Here is a 17,454-nt window from a genome sequence, read left to right as displayed (position 1 = left end):
CATTTCTAAAAAAGAAAAAGCACACCTAAAAATGTGCTTTTTCTTTAACCTTCCATTATCAAATCATAAATAAGCGGAGGTTTTTCTATATGTCCATCTGAGATCGTAATACTCTCATAAAGTTTTTCTTTCACTGTTTCTACATCTTCTTGATTCGCGTGTATGGTCAATAGTGGTTCACCTTTTTCTACGCGATCTCCAATTTTTTTATGGAGTACAATACCTACTGCCAAATCAATTTCAGATTCTTTCGTAGTTCTACCTGCTCCAAGCATTGCTGCTGCGGTACCAATATCATTTGCTACCATTTCTGAAACAATTCCACTTTCTTTTGCAGGTAATGCAATCATATTTTTTGCTTGCGGTAGTAATTTTGGTTCGTCTGCTACCTTGGCATCTCCACCTTGGGAAGATAAAAACAACTTAAATTGTTCAAATGCTTTTCCGCTCGCGATACTTTCTTGTAATTTTTCACGTGCTTCTTCTAAAGTTTGAGCATGATTTGAAAGTACAACCATTTGACTACCTAACGCTAAACAGAGTTCAGTTAAATCTTCTGGGCCATGTCCTTTTAGTGTGTCAATTGCTTCTTTGACTTCAAGTGCATTTCCTATCGCAAAACCAAGTGGTTGATTCATATCCGAAATAACTGCTGCTGTTTTTCGGCCAACGTGATTTCCTATGGAAACCATTGCTTTTGCAAGTGCCCGAGCGTCATCAAGGTTTTTCATAAATGCGCCAGTTCCAGTTTTTACATCCAGTACAATAGCGTCTGCTCCTGATGCAATCTTTTTACTCATGATGGAGCTAGCAATAAGTGGAATAGAATTTACAGTCGCTGTCACGTCTCGTAAACTGTAGATTTTTTTATCCGCAGGTGTTAAGTTTCCAGTTTGACCAATTACAGCTAATTTATTATGATTCACTAGTTTTACAAATTCATTATTAGTAATTTCGACGTGAAAACCTGGGATTGACTCTAGTTTATCAATCGTACCACCTGTATGACCTAGACCACGTCCGCTCATTTTAGCTACCGGTACACCAACTGAGGCAACTAGCGGACCAAGGATTAATGTCGTTGTATCACCTACACCACCTGTAGAGTGTTTATCAACCTTTATTCCCTCGATAGCTGATAAATCAATTTCATCACCTGATTTTACCATTGCCATTGTTAAATTTGCGCGTTCCGCTGCAGTCATATCTTGAAAATAAATAGCCATTAATAAGGCACTCGCTTGATAATCAGGTATTGTACCATTTGTATAACCATCAATAAAGAAATCTATTTCGTCCTCATTTAGAGATTTACCATCACGTTTCTTTTCAATAATGTCATACATTCTCATCCTTTTCACCTCACTTCATATTTTGAATAATACGATTTACTAAAGCTAAAAAGTTTTCTTTAACAAGATTTGTTGTTTCAATTACTTCTTCATGATTTAATGGTTGATCTAAAATACCCGCAGCCATGTTTGATATACACGATATACCAAGCACACGCATGTTTCCATGTCGTGCTACAATTACTTCCGGAACTGTTGACATACCTACAGCGTCTCCACCAAGTAATCGTAACATTTTAACTTCAGCTGGGGTTTCATATGTAGGTCCTGTATTTCCAACATAAACGCCCTCTTGAATTGACATTTCTAGTTCTTCAGCACAGTCCTTTGTTAATTTAATTAAATCACGACTATATGCTTCTGACATATCTGGAAAACGCTCACCTAGTGATTCATCATTCGGCCCTATTAATGGATTCACTCCCATGTTATTAAGGTGGTCCGTAATAATCATTAAATCACCAGGTTTAAATTGTTCATTCACACCACCAGCAGCATTTGTAACGATGATCGTTTCAATACCTAGCTGTTTCATTACACGAACTGGAAATGTTACTTGTTCCATGGAATAACCTTCATAATAATGAAACCTGCCTTGCATCGCAACCACTTGCTTACCTTGAAGTGTTCCTATAACTAGTTGCCCTTTATGACCAGCGACTGTAGATTTTGGGAAATGTGGTATGTCTGTATAAGGTAAATGAACAGGATTTTCAATGTTGTCAGCTAACACACCAAGACCCGAACCTAAAATTAATCCAATTTTAGGTTGTATGGACAATTTCTCTTTAATATACTCACTAGTTTCTCTAACCTTTTCCATATTCATTTTACGTCCCCCATTTTATTCTATTTCCTTCAAAAAGCTTTCACCATGTTCCGGCATTTTAACTTGGAAGTTCTCCGCAATAGTTGCTCCTATGTCTGCAAACGTCTTTCTAATTGGTAATTGTTTTCCTTCTTGAATTTGTGTATGGTACATAAGTAAAGGAACATATTCACGCGTATGGTCTGTTCCGTGATGGATCGGATCGTTGCCATGGTCAGCCGTAATGATTAATAAATCTTCATCCGTCATTTTTGCTAATACTTCAGCTAATCTTTCGTCATAAGCTTCCAATGCTTCTCCATATCCTTGAGGATCTCGACGATGGCCATATTTTGCGTCAAAATCAACTAGGTTCAAAAAGCTAATTCCATGGAAGGATTTATTCATTGTATCAATAAGTTTCGTCATTCCGTCATCATTATCGAGCGTTCGAATTGCTTCAGTTACACCTTCTCCGTCGTAAATATCGGATATTTTCCCTAACGCAATTACATCGAAGTCATTGTCTTTTAATTCATTCATAACGGTACGTCCAAATGGTTTCAGTGCATAGTCATGACGATTTGGGGTTCTTGTAAAATTACCCGGTTTTCCCACAAACGGTCTTGCGATAACACGACCCACCATATATTTATCATCTAGTGTTAATTCACGAGCAATTTCACAAATTCTATAAAGCTCATCAAGTGGAATGATTTCTTCATGAGCTGCAATTTGTAATACGGAGTCTGCAGACGTGTAAACAATCATGTCACCTGTTTTCATATGCTCTGCACCTAACTCATCCAAAATTTCAGTTCCAGAAGCTGGTTTATTGCCAATAACTTTACGACCTGTTCTAGTTTCTAACGCATGTATTAATTCATTAGGAAACCCATCAGGAAAAACTTGAAATGGTGTATCAATCCGTAGACCCATTATTTCCCAATGACCTGTCATCGTATCTTTTCCATTTGAAGCTTCTTGCATTTTTGTATAATGTGCCATCGGATGAGCAGCTTTTTCAACACCCTTTAATTGCCGAATATTACTCAAACCAAGTTTCGCCATATTCGGCATTTTTAATCCACCCATATGCTCTGCGATATGACCTAGCGTATCTGCACCAATATCATTAAATTTTCCCGCATCCGGAGCTTCACCTATACCTACAGAATCCATTACTACCAAAAATATTCGTTTAAATTTCTTCATATTACGTACCTCCCTTGGAATATCATGCCTAAAAATATTGTTTTTATGATTTATTTTAAGTTGACTGCATCATTATGTTGTAGGATGTCAGACAACATAATGTAAATTAAAGCATCAAATTATGCACGGGGATGATAATGTTGATAAACATCTTTCAAACGACTTTTTGTAACATGTGTATATATTTGAGTTGTTGAAATATCTTCATGCCCTAACATTTCTTGTACTGCACGTATATCTGCACCATTTTCAAGTAAATGTGTTGCAAAACTATGACGTAAAGTATGTGGTGTAATTTCATGTTGGATATGTACTGATTTCGCAAGGTTCCTTAAAATCTTCCAAAACCCTTGTCTCGTTAAAGGTCTGCCGTGTTGATTCAGAAATAAAACGTTTTCAAGCCCATTCCCTTTCAATAATTTTCCTCTTGCTTCATTTAAATAGGTCTCAACTGCTCGTTGTGCAATTTGACCAATCGGAATGATACGTTCTTTTTCCCCTTTACCGATACAGCGAATAAATCCCATCGTTAAGTGTAAATCGGTCGTTTTTAATGTAATAAGTTCTGACACCCGTAACCCGGTAGCATAGAGTAATTCTAACATAGCTTTATTACGAATGTCTAAAGGCCGATGTCCATTTATGGATAATAATTTTTCCACTTCTTTAGTCGACAAAACAACAGGTAATTTTCTTTCCTTTTTTGGAATTTCAATATGTTGACTCGCATCTTGATTTAAGATTCCTTCTCGAAGCATAAATTGATGAAACATCCGAATAGAAGATATCATCCGAGAAATCGTTGCAGTTGACTTCTTTTCATCCTTTAACATCGCTAAAAAATGAATAATATCTTGTCGGTTTACCTCTTGCCAGTCGTTCTTTTTTGCAACTTTCTTTATATATGCACCGTATCGTTTTAAATCACGTTGATAAGATATCCGTGTATTTTCAGCTAGTCCACGCTCAATATGTAAGTAATGAAAGAAATCTTCTAGTATATCATTCATGAATCTACTCCTCAAAACGAAAGAATAATTGAAATCGATTTAAAAAGTCTTCTTCACTATTAAAGACTTTTACGGCTGGACCATCTGGATGATCGTACCGGTGAAATTGTTCGTATTCCGAATGCATAGCTCGTAATCCAAAATAAAAGACGATGGTGCACGCCAAAAAAATTATAAATACTTTAATAGAATCAAATATCATTCTTGTCAATTGGCACTACCCCTCTATAAGACGTGTTATTAAAAGATATGCCAAAAAAGAATGAGAATATACATATAAAAAGATATTACTAGTTTTAATGTAACACTTTTATGGTAAAAGTAAAATGAAAATTATATGAACGTCACGTAAATAAGCCTTTCTTCTATTGAAAAAAGGCTGTGCTAAAAGATACTAAGATGATGATTTTACTGTTGCTTCTTGACACTGTTTACAAATACCATGAAATGTGAGACGGTGGTCTTTTACTTGGAAGCCCCAATCACTTTCAATGATTTTTTCAACATCCACTAATAAATCTTCCATTATCTCTTCAACTGACCCACATTCGATACATACAAGATGATGATGAAAGTGTTCCGCGCCTTCTTTGCGAAGATCATATCGTGAAACACCATCTCCAAAATTAATTTTGTCTACTATCTTTAATTCAGATAACAGTTCTAATGTGCGATAGACCGTTGCCAATCCGATTTCTGGTGCTTTTTCTTTAACAAGTAAGTAGATATCTTCCGCACTTAAATGATCTTCCTCACGTTCCAGTAGTACTCTTACTGTCGCTTCTCGTTGCGGAGTTAATTTATAGCTTTTTGCATGGAGTTGTTTTTTTATCCGGTCAATTCGATGTTCCATGACAGGTCCCCTCCCTCATATCCCATCTTTATTATATGCACACATAAAACTACTGTCAAAGTATAATCAATGTAATTTTAAAACTAAAATAAATATAACCTTAGAATCATTCTATATACGAATGTAAATTATTTTTTGTAATAAGATTTAATTAATAATTCCATCGCTCCATTTGCAACAAATGCTTCAAGTGCAGCAGCGCAAAATGAAATACATAGTAAAACAACAAAGATTATAAGGTATGCCCCAAGAGGTTGAAGAGAGGCGGGTTTAGAAAACCTTCTACTAAATAATTTATTAATTAAAGTAAGCGAGAAAATCATTGATAAACTACCCGCAATAATATATACAGGTATTATTAGTAAATTTTGTGGTGCGATAGATAAAGACGCCAAAATAAATCCATTTGTTCCTAACTGATTTACTATAAATCCTACTGAAAACCCGATTACTAATCCTTTAACAAACAGTAATATCCAGACGATAGGTAATCCGATGACAGACAAACCTAAAATAAATATAAATAGTAAATATCTAGCATGATATAAAAAGCTGTTCTTCAGTATATCTTGTTTGTCAATAAAATTTTCATGTGCAACTTGTCCAAAAAATTGTTCTAGATAAAAAAACAAATCTTGTTTCTGAACAAAATTCATACTGTTTACAATAACAGCACCAAAAATAATACCTGTTAAAAACAGAATCACCATAAACGTATAAATGGTTGCATGATTTTTCATATGATTAAATATAGCTGTTTTTTTACTAAACATTCATATCCCCCATTCACAAATTAGCTCTCATTAAAAGCTATGAATGGTGCCTAGTAAAAATACCATCTTCTCTATCGATTCTTTCATTTATTTCTTAAAAGATAATCTTGTTATTATTTCTTATCGGTAACTTTTCCATACTTACCGCCACCGCCTGCCGATATTGCAAGCTTTCCCTCACGCATATCCATAATCATTTGTGCCAATTTTTGTGGGATTACTTGTTGTAGTTTTTCATAAGGAACACGGTGAATAATATTCATTTCAGTTTGGAAACTTTCACGTAATTTTTGATACGTTTTTGGCCCAAGTGATGGTAAATACTCTAAAGGAACTTGATATAGATAGGCCGGTCTTCCCTCACGTTTCTCAATTGGGCTATCACTTAATTCCTGAATTCGATCAAAAACTCCTCTTATAATCTTTTTGGAGCCACATGCTGGGCATATATGAGTATCGGTTGAGACTGGTTCCAAACACTTTTGGCAAACCGTCGTATAGTATTTCCCTAATTTGGGGTTCATACCAAAATTACGCACTATTTTTCTTCCTTCAATTTCATGTAAAGCCCAGTAAAATTCTTTAAAAGACGGTTTGTCCATGTATATCTCTTGATATTCTCGACCTATTTTTGCTAAAGAATGTGCGTCTGAATTAGACAAGTATGTGTAGTCATGGAGTTCTTTAATTTGATCGGCCATGTGTGTATCTGAACTCAATCCTAATTCAATGCCATCAACTAAATCTGCATCTAGTACTTCTGCAAGACTCTTTTGAACTCCTTTCCCATATAATCCTTTAAAAGGTGTAAAGACATGGGCTGGGATAAATATGCCTTCTAATTCTTTTACTTTATATTGTAATTCCTTCGCGGTTCCATAGTAACGTTGAGAGCTTAACGTTATGTTTTTCATTCTTGTCGTTAACCACTCTGAGAACTTCTCTATTTGCTGTAGTGACGGAAAGTAACATAACACATGTATTGGTCCTTGACAAAATTCATCATACACTTCAATTTCAGAACCTAATAGGAGGGTGACCTCTTCAAACTGGATGCCACCATCACTCAATTCAGTTGCTAGATTTTTACTTATTAAATTTTTAATTTCAGTTTGCACATTTGGTGCATGGCAGTCAATAACACCAATCAGTTGTATTCCTTTATGGCGACTAGCTTCCTTTAATACATTCGTTAATGTCAAACTTTTTGCTGCTGTTATTTTGACAGGTCTATCAAATATATCCCGACCAATATGAATATGCATATCTGCAAAGTATGATTTTAACAACGTTTCCTCAACTCCAACATCTCTAAATATAAAATTGCATAGTTAGTTTTTGCATCATGAATCCGACCTTTTTCAACTAATTCCTTTGCTTCATCAAGTGTTAACATGATAAGCTCAACGAATTCATCCTCATCTCCCTTAGGCGGATGCTCCATCTTTACTAAATCATCTGCCACATAAAGATACATTAATTCATTTGCAAAGCCAGGTGATGTATAAAAAGAAGTAATGTATTGTAATCGTTTGGTTGTATATCCGGTTTCCTCTTCCAACTCACGAATTGCAGTATCCTCGGGACTTTCTTCTACTTCTAATTTTCCAGCTGGAATTTCTACCAGAGATTTTTCCAGTGGTTTTCTATATTGTTCTACAAAAATGATTTTATTATCAGTCGTAAGTGGAATAATTGCTACCGCACCAGGATGTTTCACAATTTCACGTTTTGAAGTTTTTCCGTTAGGTAATTGTACATCATCTATTTGTAAATCAATTACTTTCCCTTGAAATATTTTTTCTGTATGAATCGTTTTCTCTTCAAATTTCTTCATTATTCTCATCCCTTGCTTACTTTTTATTTTATTGTAGCATAACTATCCAATCGTCTGGCTTGTTTTCATCTATCACTCTTTTTAAACTAATCATATAGACTATAAAAAGGAGTGTTGTGATTTGCATAAAAATCAATTAGGATCTTCGGATATATTCATATCAGAACTAACATTAGGTTGTATGTCCTTAGGCACAAATAAAACACACGCAAAAAATATTATTGATGTTGCCTTGGATCATGGTGTCAATCATCTCGATACAGCTGACCTATATGATTTTGGTATGAATGAAGAAATCGTCGGTGAAGCGATTAGAAATAGACGTGATCAAATCATTTTAACGACAAAAGTCGGTAATCACTTTAACCGAAAAGACAAGTCATGGTTTTGGGATCCTTCAAAAACTTATATATTACAAGCCGTAAAAGATAGTGCACATCGGCTCCAAACAGATTATATAGACCTCGTACTTTTACATGGTGGTACAATTGCGGACAACATCGATGATACAATTGAAGCGTTCGAGCACTTAAAAAAGGAAGGTACAATTCGAGAATACGGAATTTCCTCTATCCGGCCAAACGTTATCAGGGAATACGTTAATCGTTCGTCAATGCAAGGCGTTATGATGCAGTATAGTTTATTAGATCGACGACCCGAGGAAGAAATATTTGATTTATTACATAAAAATAATGTGAGTGTACTAGCACGAGGCCCGTTAGCCAAAGGAATGTTGGCAAACGGTGGTGAACACGTTATCGACAAAAAAGCTAGAGATGGCTATTTGGATTATACATACGATCAATTAAAAGTACTTTTTCGAGCGCTCCAGGAAATAAGTACAGATCAAATTACAATCAATCAACTAGCATTAGCATTTGTATTACAACATCCCGTTGTTACTTCAGCTGTTTTTGGCGCAAGTACGGTTCGACAAGTAAAAGAAAATATCATAAAACGAGATATACCTTTTGAACAACTGTACGTGAAGCTTCAACAGCTAACGAAAGAAAATAAATATACTGCTCATAGATAAAAAAACAAATAACGAAAAGGAGGCAACTATCTTGCCTCCGTCCCTTCTTCTAATGGTTGGTTAATGCTAGATATAGATATAAATGGATTTAATATTTCGTTTGGACTAGATAACCGAAAAGCACCTTGCATAAATTGCAGAATCATTGTCGGTGCAAAAAATGTCATTTGTTGCTCAGAAATATAGGTTTTAAATACTTCATTTTTTACTGACACATGATAATCTTTTACTTCATTAACAAAACGAATAGTTGGAACACCATTTACACCACAACCACAACCTTCTATATCATACCAAAGGAGAAGAAATTGTTTATTTTCATGGTTAAGTGTTTGTAATTGCTCAACTGCCTCATCAGTTATTTTTAATTGCATATGTATCCCGTCCCTTCATTTCATGAAAATACTACACTTTTTCATAATAGCATACACCATTTTGCTCAGCTGAAAAAACAAGACCAAGATCTTCTAAGTAATCCAATTGACCAATTGTCTCAGACATCGTTAAATCCAGTTGTGTTTCATAATGTTTCGGGAATAATTTTTTACAAATTTCAAACGGTGTCTGCTTTGTTTCTTCAATAATTTGCAAAACCTTTTGAGCACGTTTTTCTTGTTTACTACGTTGTTTTAAAATCTGTGTTTTTATATCCGAAAAAACTGGCCCATGTCCAGGTAGTATTTGTCTAATATTTAAATCTAAACACTTTTCCACATTGGCTCGATATTGCAGAAGTGGTTTTGTCCTTTTTAATGAATGTTGATAAGGGGCTTCTAATAAAGGATTCGGGCTAATATGATATAGTAGATGGTCGCCACCTATCAACAGCCCTTGTTTTTCATTAAAAAAAGATAGATGTGTTTGAGCATGTCCTTTTGTATCAATGACATTCCAATCTTCATACCCAGGTAAATAATCCCCTTCTTGAAGTGACTTTGTCAATTGCCCCTCTCCAGATAAAGCTAATGGTTCGCGCAGCCTATCTAGATAATAATGATAGCTTTTTGGTACCCCCCATTTTATAAAACAACTACCAAAAAACTGCTCATAATGCTGAAAATAAGCTTCGTCTTTCGTCAACCAAATATTAACATCTTCCTGTGCAACAATATGTTCAACACGTGGGAACTGTTCAACTAAGCCTGTATGATCAGGATGATGATGCGTCAATATGATTTGCTCGATGTCTTGTGGTGTATAACCTATTTCAGCTAACTGTACTTTTAAAGCTTCCCATGCTTCTTTTGTTTTGACACCTGCATCAACTAGAGAAAGTATATCCCCTTTTATAAGATAAACATGGGTATCACCTACTGAAAAAGGTGTTGGTAACGTAATTTGGAAAACAGACTGATTAATTACCTGCATGCTGAACCCCCCAAAAAGTAAATGAATAGTTATTCATTATCGTCCTCTATTTTACCTTTAATAAGTAAATATGTCACACAATTAATTTTACAATACAACTGATTATACTATAATGGTAATCATTCACAATCAACGAAAAGAAAAGAGGTGAATGATCATCACAAAAGTTTTTGCTCACCGAGGAGCAAGTTTTTTTGCACCGGAAAACACGATGTATGCATTTAAACTCGCTTATGACGCTGGTGCGGATGGAATTGAAACAGATGTACAATTAACAAAGGATCATATTCCTGTTTTAATACATGATGAGCGACTAAATCGAACGACAGATGGAAAAGGATATGTAAAAGATTATACGATGCAGGAATTACGTAAACTCGATGCTGGTTCATGGTTTTCTGATGCATTTACAGGCACGTCCATTATTTCATTAGAAGCATTTTTGGATTGGTTTTATAATAAGCCATTATATTTAAATATTGAACTAAAAAATAATAAAATAGATTATAAGCACCTTGAAGCAATTGTTTACGAAATGCTTACATATTATAAAGTTTTAGATCGTACGATTATTTCAACTTTTAGTCAAAAAAGCATTCAGAAATTACAACCGTATCGCTCCAATATTGAAATTGCTTTTTTAACTTCAACAAGAAAAAAACATCTTCCCTTATTTGCTAAGGAATTAGGTGCTGATGCTATTCATATCAAATATCACCTGATTACGAAAAAACTAATAGAGCAAAGTGTAAAACAAGATATACCTGTTCGTGCATATACGATTAATCGAACGCGAAAAATGATAAAATGCTTTCAATACGGTTGTCAAGGTATATTTACAGATTTACCTTATAAAGCAGTCCAAACACGAAAATCTTTTAAAAGGAGGATGCAAACATGACTAAGCTTTTTTCGCCTATCACTTTCAAAAATATAGAACTAAAAAATCGACTTGTGATGTCTCCTATGTGTATGTATTCCTGCGTGGAAGAAGATGGATTGGTGACTCCCTTCCACCAAATACATTATGGCTCTAGAGCAATTGGACAAGTCGGGCTTGTCATGGTTGAAGCAACTGCTGTTCAACCAGAAGGTAGAATATCTATGCAAGATTTAGGGATTTGGAGTGACGATCATATACCAGGTCTAAGAAGTTTAACAGAGCAAATCCATGCATATGGTGCATCTTCAGCTATCCAATTAGCACATGCTGGTAGAAAAGCAGATGTTAATACTGAGATATATGCGCCAACTAATATTCCTTTTCATGAACATTCCGCGACACCTGTTGCAATGACAAGAGAAGATATTAAAGATACAATTGTAGCATTTCAGCAAGCGGCAGTTCGAGCAAAAAAAGCTGGATTTCATATCATTGAAATTCATGCTGCACATGGGTATTTACTGAATCAATTTCTATCACCGCTTACAAATAAGCGTATGGATGAATATGGTGGAACACTACATAATAGAATGAGGCTATTAGAAGAGGTCATTCAGGCTATTCAAACAGATTGGGATGGTCCGATATTTGTACGCTTATCTGTCAATGAATACGACACAAATGGGAATTCAATTAATGATTTTATTATCATTGCAAAACTATTAAAAGCACTAGGTATTCATCTAATCGATTGTAGTTCTGGTGGTATTATCCCAGTATCTGTTCCCGCTTATCCGGGTTATCAAGTACCATACAGTGAAAAACTTAAACATGAAGCCAATATTGCAACTGGAGCAGTTGGTCTCATTACGTCTGGTGTACAAGCGGAGGAAATACTGCAAAACGACAGAGCAGATTTAATATTCGTCGGACGTACACTTTTACGAAATCCCTATTGGGCAAGAGAAGCGGCAAATGAATTAAAAACTACATTACAGCCTCCTACACAATATAAAAGAGGATGGAATATATGATAGGTGGTATTATATGAAATTAACCTTTTTAGGTACGGGTGCTGGTACCCCGTCCAAAGAACGTAATGTCTCTGCAATCGCATTGACATTATTAGAAGAAGAAAATAGTATATGGCTATTTGACTGTGGAGAAGCAACACAACATCAAATTTTGCATACATCAATAAGACCTGGAAAAATAAATCGTATTTTTATTACACATCTACATGGCGATCATATCTTTGGTTTGCCAGGATTCTTGAGTAGTCGATCATTTCAAGGTGGATCAACTCCGCTTTCAGTGTATGGACCACCAGGAATAAAGAAATACATTGAAACAAGCTTATCACTGAGCTGCAGCCATTTGGCATATGATCTACACATCTTTGAAATTGAAGAAGGTACGATTATAGATAATGATACCTTTCAAGTAATTTGTAAAAAACTTGAGCATGGCGTTTTAAGTTTCGGATATCGTATTATAGAGAAAAATAAACCAGGTAGTATACAAGTAGACAAATTAAAAGCATTAGGTGTACAGCCTGGTCCTCTCTATAAGCAAATTAAAGAAAACGAAGTAACCACTTTACCTAATGGAAAAGTGATTCATCGTGAAGATGTCATTGGTCCAGATAAAGTTGGTAAACAAATTGCCATCCTTGGCGATACTCGTTCTACTGAAAATAATGTGACATTTATTCAGCATGTTGATGTTTTAGTACATGAAGCTACTTTTTCTGCCAATCAAGCCCATTTAGCGAATAAATATTTTCATTCTACTAATACGGAGGCAGCTTTATTAGCAAAAGAAGGTCATGTCCAAAAGCTCATTTTAACGCATATTTCTTCTCGTTTTCAACATCATGAAATTCCAGCTCTTTTAGAAGAAGCACGTATCATTTTTCCAAACACATATATTGCGGAAGATTTTACAGAATTTACATTGTAATAGAATACGGAGGAAGAAGAATGACGATTGAAACGATAGTTGAGAAACAACGTAGCTATTATTTAACAAGACAGACTGCAGATTACGGATTTCGCATGAATCAATTAAAATTGCTAAAAAAAATGTTGCAAAAAAGTGAGATACAGATATACGAAGCTTTAGAAAAAGACTTACATAAATCACGCCATGAATCTCTAACGACCGAACTGGGCTTTTTATACACAGAAATTGATTTTGCTATAAAACATTTAAAAACATGGATGAAACCAGAAAAAGTTGACTCCCCTCTCACGCATAAAGGATCGCAAAGTTATATTCTACGTGAGCCTTATGGGGTAACTTTGATTATTTCACCATGGAATTACCCATTGCAATTATCATTATCCCCTGCAATTGGTGCTATTGCAGCTGGTAATACAATTATTTTAAAGCCATCAGAATTTAGTTCGCATGTTTCAAAACTTTTACACGATTTGATTCAAGAAAACTTCTCACCTTATTATTTCACCGTCATACAAGGGGATAAACAGATAAGTGAAAAATTATTACAGCAGAAATTCGACTATATCTTTTTTACCGGGAGTACAAACGTCGGTAAAATTGTTATGGAAGCAGCAAGTAAACATGTAACACCAATTACATTAGAACTTGGTGGCAAAAGTCCCGTAATCATCGATTGCGATGCAAATATTGACTTTGCCGCCAAAAGAATTGTTTGGGGTAAATTTACAAATGCTGGTCAAACTTGTGTTGCCCCAGATTATATATATGTCCATCATCGTGTTAAAAAGAAATTAGTTCAGAAAATGATGAAATATATACGTCAGTTTTATGGCAGGTACCCACTTCAAAACAAAGAGTATGTAAAAATCATTACGAATAGCCATTTAAAGCGTTTAGAACAATTTCTACATGATGGAGAAATTATTTGTGGCGGACAGATTGATGAAATTGAACAAAAGATAGAACCTACAATCATAGATAACGTGACACGGGAACATGCGGTGATGCAAGAGGAAATTTTTGGCCCTATTTTACCAATAATTACTTTTACACAGTTGAATAAAGTGCTGCTTGAATTAAAGCGAGAAGAAAAACCTTTAGCACTTTATTATTTTGGTGAAAATAAACGAAACCAAAATAAAATAATGGAGCACATTTCATTTGGCGGTGGATGTATAAACGATGTTTTATATCATCTCGCAAATCCCAACCTCCCCTTTGGTGGAGTTGGAGCTAGTGGGTTAGGTGCATACCATGGAAGGTATAGTTTCGATACTTTTTCACATCGTAAAAGTGTGTTAAATCAAACAACTAAATTTGATTTGCCTTTTCGCTATCCAGGTAGCAAATTAAAACATCAGATTGTTAAACGAATCATGAAATAATAATTTTACCATTTTAATTAGTCAGTTCAAAAAATGTATTTGGTCATCACACGCTAGGGAAGTGATACTACCCTAGCGTATGATTTTATAAATCATTTTCATAAACATCATCCCACAATACTAGTTGTCCGGAATGAAAAGTGACCGACTCCTGTGGGAATGAACAGCACGAGTCTGAAGACCTCACAGGAAGCGGGTTTTGCTTCCGAGGAGGCTGAAGCCGTGCCCACGGAAAGCGTGTCAATTTTCATGTAGGACAACGATATGTACGCACCATTTAATATTCATCCTCAAACGACTACTTTTGGCCTATTAAATTAATTCGTGTAAACAAGAAAACGACGCTGGCGAGATTTGACCACCAACGTCATTTATTGTACAACCTAAAACCACTTCCTATAGGGTATTTTTAAAATGGCATTTAAAAAGTCATGTCATATATGGATAAGATACCGTTATTTTTCTTTTAAAAACTCTTGAAGAAAATCCTTTTGGAAACTGGTCCGGGGATAGATTGTATTGTCAGTTTTCTCCTTTTGCTTTAGTTCTATAAACGGATTTTTACCATATTTTGTTGTGAGCTCATCGATAACAGAATTTAGTTTATCCTTTTCTACGTTTTTTTCATACGTGAAAAGATCTAACTGTTGGGCTACTTGATGTTTCTCGGCTAAATCCTGGGCAGTTATGCCGAGTAAACGAATAGGATCGCCTGTCCAATTTAACTGAAAAAGCTCCTTTGCAACTCGAACTAACGCTTCTTTATCGTCAATATACATAGGCAAAGCTTTACTACGAGTTACGGTTTTTCGGTCATGATAACGAATCATCAATTGAACCGTTCTCGCAACCGCTTCTTTTCGCTTCATCCTGCGTTCAATATTACGCGCTAACTCGTTCATTAATTGAAATAATTCCAGCTCATCTGTTGTATCTTCTGGCAATGTTTGCGAGCTACCAATACTTTTGAAATCATGAACAGCATCCGGGTCAACAGGACGTACATCAATGCCATTCGCTCGATTCTTTAATCGTACCCCGTTTATACCGAGTAATTGTTTCAGTACATATACATCTTTTTCAGCTAGATCCTTTATTGTTTCCACACCAAGTTTACGAAGCTTTTCCGCAGTTTTATTTCCGACACCGTACATTTCTTCTATCGGTAAAACCCAAAGTTTCTGATGAATATCTCGTTTTCTAAGTATCGTAACACCTAATGGCTTTTTCATATCTGAAGCCATCTTCGCTAAAAATTTATTAGGCGCTATGCCAATACTGCATGGTAAGTCCAATGTATCTTTAATTGTTTTCTGAATGTCATGAGCAAGTTGAACTGGACCACCTTCGTAGTCTATATCTGTCACATCTATATAGCCTTCATCAATTGAAACTGGTTCTACGTAAGGTGTAATACTAGCTAAGAATTTAAAGATTTCTGTTGAGGCAGCCTGATAGCGGGGAAAATTAGGTTTTAATATTTTTAAATTCGGGCAAAGCTTTCTAGCTTGCCAAATAGGCATTGTTGTCTTTACACCTTGCGCTCTTGCTTCATAACTACTCGTCACAATAATTCCTTTTCGTTCTTCAGGATTTCCTGCAATGGCTAATGGCAGTCCCTTTAACTTAGGATTATAAGCCATTTCAACCGATGCATAAAAACAGTTCATATCAATATGAAATATTACCCGGGCTTTCGTCGGCTTGAGTTGTAACATTATTATACACCTTCTATCCAAAACGAACGTTTGTTCATATCTATTATACCATAAAAAAGAGCCCTCCTAAAAAAGTTATCATCTTCCTTAGTGGCTCTTTTTTCATTGGAATAAAATTATTGTGCTACTTCTTGAATAATAGCAGTAACAAATTCCGTAATTTTTATTAGTTCCGAAACTGGAATACGCTCATTTGTTGTATGAATTTCTTCATAGCCAACTGCTAAATTAACTGTAGGGATACCAAATCCTGCAATAACATTGGCATCACTTCCTCCACCACTTTGCAGGAGTTCACTAGTACGTCCAATTTTTTCAGCAGCTTTTCTTGCTATTTCTACAACTTGGTCACCTGCTTGCTGTTTAAATCCAGGATAAGCCACTTTAATTTCTACATTTGCAGAACCACCATACTCTTTTGCAGTTTCCTCAAAAGCTTGTTTCATTTTTGCTACTTGTTGTTCCATTTTCTCAGGTACAAGCGATCTTGCCTCTGCTTGAATTTCAACATAATCACAAACAATATTCGTTTGCTGACCACCTTCAAATCGGCCGATATTTGCAGTAGTTTCCTCATCAATTCGACCTAATGGCATTTTTGCAATTGCTTTTGCCGCTAATGTAATAGCTGAAATCCCCTTTTCTGGTGCAACTCCAGCATGTGCAGTTTTCCCATGCATCACCATAAATAGCTTTGCTAGCGTTGGGGCTGCTACAACGATATTTCCTACTTGACCATCACTATCAATCGCATATCCATACTTTGCTTTAATGAGAGAAGGATCTAACACTTTCGCCCCAACTAAACCAGATTCTTCTCCAACAGTAATCACAAATTGTACGTCACCGTGCGGAATCTCTTGTTCTTTCAATGTACGAATCGATTCAATTATAGCAGCTAAACCTGCCTTGTCATCTGAACCGAGAATGGTAGTACCGTCTGATACAATATAGCCGTCTTTAATAGATGGCTTAACACCTTTACCTGGAACAACCGTATCCATATGGGAAGTAAAATAAATGGTGTCAGCACCTTCTTTATTCCCTTTCAGTGTACAAATAAGGTTACCTGCACCATGACCAGTTTTTTCTTTTGCATCATCCTCTATTACATCTAACCCTAATTCTTTAAACTTTTGTTTCAATACTTGGGCAATTTCTGCTTCATGTTTTGTTTCAGAATCAATTTGTACAAGTTCGAAAAACTCTTGTACCAAACGTTCTTCATTAATGGTAATCATGTTGTCATTA

The 17,454-nt window shown here is 35.4% G+C and carries 18 protein-coding genes; 5 read left to right on the top strand and 13 right to left on the bottom strand.

Annotated elements, in window-relative coordinates:
• Positions 1 to 44: 44 nt before the first annotated feature.
• The 9 genes from ACFFIS_RS00825 to ACFFIS_RS00785 form a co-directional block, all read right to left on the bottom strand.
• A complete protein-coding gene (locus ACFFIS_RS00825; protein WP_320379104.1) occupies positions 45 to 1,352 on the bottom strand; it encodes a pyrimidine-nucleoside phosphorylase in 1,308 nt (435 codons plus the stop codon).
• Positions 1,353 to 1,362: 10 nt separating this feature from the next.
• Positions 1,363 to 2,181 (bottom strand): purine-nucleoside phosphorylase, encoded by an 819-nt coding sequence (locus ACFFIS_RS00820; protein ID WP_320379105.1) that lies wholly within the window; start codon positions 2,179 to 2,181, stop codon positions 1,363 to 1,365.
• Between the two features lie 15 nt (positions 2,182 to 2,196).
• Positions 2,197 to 3,375, bottom strand: coding sequence for a phosphopentomutase (gene deoB / locus ACFFIS_RS00815; RefSeq protein ID WP_390185758.1), 1,179 nt, complete (start codon positions 3,373 to 3,375; stop codon positions 2,197 to 2,199).
• A gap of 119 nt (positions 3,376 to 3,494) precedes the next feature.
• Positions 3,495 to 4,385, bottom strand: coding sequence for a site-specific tyrosine recombinase XerD (gene xerD, locus ACFFIS_RS00810; protein ID WP_320379106.1), 891 nt, complete (start codon positions 4,383 to 4,385; stop codon positions 3,495 to 3,497).
• A 4-nt stretch (positions 4,386 to 4,389) separates the two neighbouring features.
• Entirely contained in the window at positions 4,390 to 4,587 is a 198-nt protein-coding gene (locus ACFFIS_RS00805; RefSeq protein ID WP_320379799.1) for a DUF4227 family protein, read from the bottom strand.
• A 192-nt stretch (positions 4,588 to 4,779) separates the two neighbouring features.
• A complete protein-coding gene (fur, locus tag ACFFIS_RS00800; protein ID WP_320379107.1) occupies positions 4,780 to 5,238 on the bottom strand; it encodes a ferric iron uptake transcriptional regulator in 459 nt (152 codons plus the stop codon).
• Between the two features lie 128 nt (positions 5,239 to 5,366).
• A complete protein-coding gene (gene spoIIM / locus ACFFIS_RS00795) occupies positions 5,367 to 6,011 on the bottom strand; it encodes a stage II sporulation protein M (protein WP_320379108.1) in 645 nt (214 codons plus the stop codon).
• 113 nt (positions 6,012 to 6,124) lie between these two features.
• The gene (locus ACFFIS_RS00790) at positions 6,125 to 7,300 is read right to left on the bottom strand and encodes an endonuclease Q family protein (protein WP_320379109.1); all 1,176 of its coding nucleotides are present in this window, start codon (positions 7,298 to 7,300) and stop codon (positions 6,125 to 6,127) included.
• Entirely contained in the window at positions 7,294 to 7,848 is a 555-nt protein-coding gene (locus ACFFIS_RS00785) for an NUDIX hydrolase (RefSeq protein WP_320379110.1), read from the bottom strand. The genes ACFFIS_RS00790 and ACFFIS_RS00785 overlap by 7 nt, the downstream gene beginning before the upstream one ends.
• 121 nt (positions 7,849 to 7,969) lie before the next feature.
• On the opposite strand from ACFFIS_RS00785, the gene ACFFIS_RS00780 reads away from it, so the two are divergent.
• Entirely contained in the window at positions 7,970 to 8,884 is a 915-nt protein-coding gene (locus tag ACFFIS_RS00780; protein WP_320379111.1) for an aldo/keto reductase, read from the top strand.
• Positions 8,885 to 8,910: 26 nt separating this feature from the next.
• On the opposite strand, the gene ACFFIS_RS00775 is transcribed toward ACFFIS_RS00780, so the two are convergent.
• Both ACFFIS_RS00775 and ACFFIS_RS00770 read right to left on the bottom strand, forming a co-directional pair.
• The gene (locus ACFFIS_RS00775; protein ID WP_320379112.1) at positions 8,911 to 9,258 is read right to left on the bottom strand and encodes an iron-sulfur cluster biosynthesis family protein; all 348 of its coding nucleotides are present in this window, start codon (positions 9,256 to 9,258) and stop codon (positions 8,911 to 8,913) included.
• Between the two features lie 31 nt (positions 9,259 to 9,289).
• Positions 9,290 to 10,252, bottom strand: a complete 963-nt coding sequence (locus ACFFIS_RS00770; protein ID WP_390185756.1) for an MBL fold metallo-hydrolase — start codon at positions 10,250 to 10,252, stop codon at positions 9,290 to 9,292.
• 151 nt (positions 10,253 to 10,403) lie between these two features.
• Between ACFFIS_RS00770 and ACFFIS_RS00765 the strand changes: the two genes are divergently transcribed.
• Genes ACFFIS_RS00765 through ACFFIS_RS00750 form a run of 4 tightly spaced genes read left to right on the top strand, consistent with a single transcriptional unit; the run spans position 10,404 to position 14,485 of the window.
• A complete protein-coding gene (locus ACFFIS_RS00765; protein ID WP_320379115.1) occupies positions 10,404 to 11,153 on the top strand; it encodes a glycerophosphodiester phosphodiesterase in 750 nt (249 codons plus the stop codon).
• The gene (gene namA / locus ACFFIS_RS00760; protein ID WP_320379116.1) at positions 11,150 to 12,169 is read left to right on the top strand and encodes an NADPH dehydrogenase NamA; all 1,020 of its coding nucleotides are present in this window, start codon (positions 11,150 to 11,152) and stop codon (positions 12,167 to 12,169) included. Before ACFFIS_RS00765 ends, namA begins: the two co-directional genes overlap by 4 nt.
• A 13-nt stretch (positions 12,170 to 12,182) precedes the next feature.
• Entirely contained in the window at positions 12,183 to 13,097 is a 915-nt protein-coding gene (gene rnz, locus ACFFIS_RS00755) for a ribonuclease Z (protein ID WP_390185755.1), read from the top strand.
• Positions 13,098 to 13,117: 20 nt separating this feature from the next.
• Positions 13,118 to 14,485 (top strand): aldehyde dehydrogenase, encoded by a 1,368-nt coding sequence (locus tag ACFFIS_RS00750; protein WP_390185754.1) that lies wholly within the window; start codon positions 13,118 to 13,120, stop codon positions 14,483 to 14,485.
• 455 nt (positions 14,486 to 14,940) lie between these two features.
• Here ACFFIS_RS00750 and ACFFIS_RS00745 read toward each other — a convergent pair whose 3' ends face one another.
• Together ACFFIS_RS00745 and ACFFIS_RS00740 are read right to left on the bottom strand one after the other, a co-directional pair.
• Positions 14,941 to 16,203, bottom strand: a complete 1,263-nt coding sequence (locus tag ACFFIS_RS00745; RefSeq protein ID WP_320379118.1) for a DNA polymerase IV — start codon at positions 16,201 to 16,203, stop codon at positions 14,941 to 14,943.
• 116 nt (positions 16,204 to 16,319) lie between these two features.
• Positions 16,320 to 17,444 carry a tripeptidase T gene (locus ACFFIS_RS00740; protein WP_320379119.1) on the bottom strand — a complete coding sequence of 375 codons (1,125 nt, stop codon included), beginning with the start codon at positions 17,442 to 17,444 and terminating at the stop codon, positions 16,320 to 16,322.
• Positions 17,445 to 17,454: the final 10 nt, after the last annotated feature.

The organism is Paracerasibacillus soli, assembly GCF_042432965.1.
In the GTDB taxonomy this organism is placed as follows: Bacteria; Bacillota; Bacilli; order Bacillales; family Amphibacillaceae; genus Paracerasibacillus; species Paracerasibacillus soli.
The sequence above is the reverse complement of the archived record's forward strand: the minus strand, read 5'-3'. Positions and strand labels throughout refer to the sequence as shown.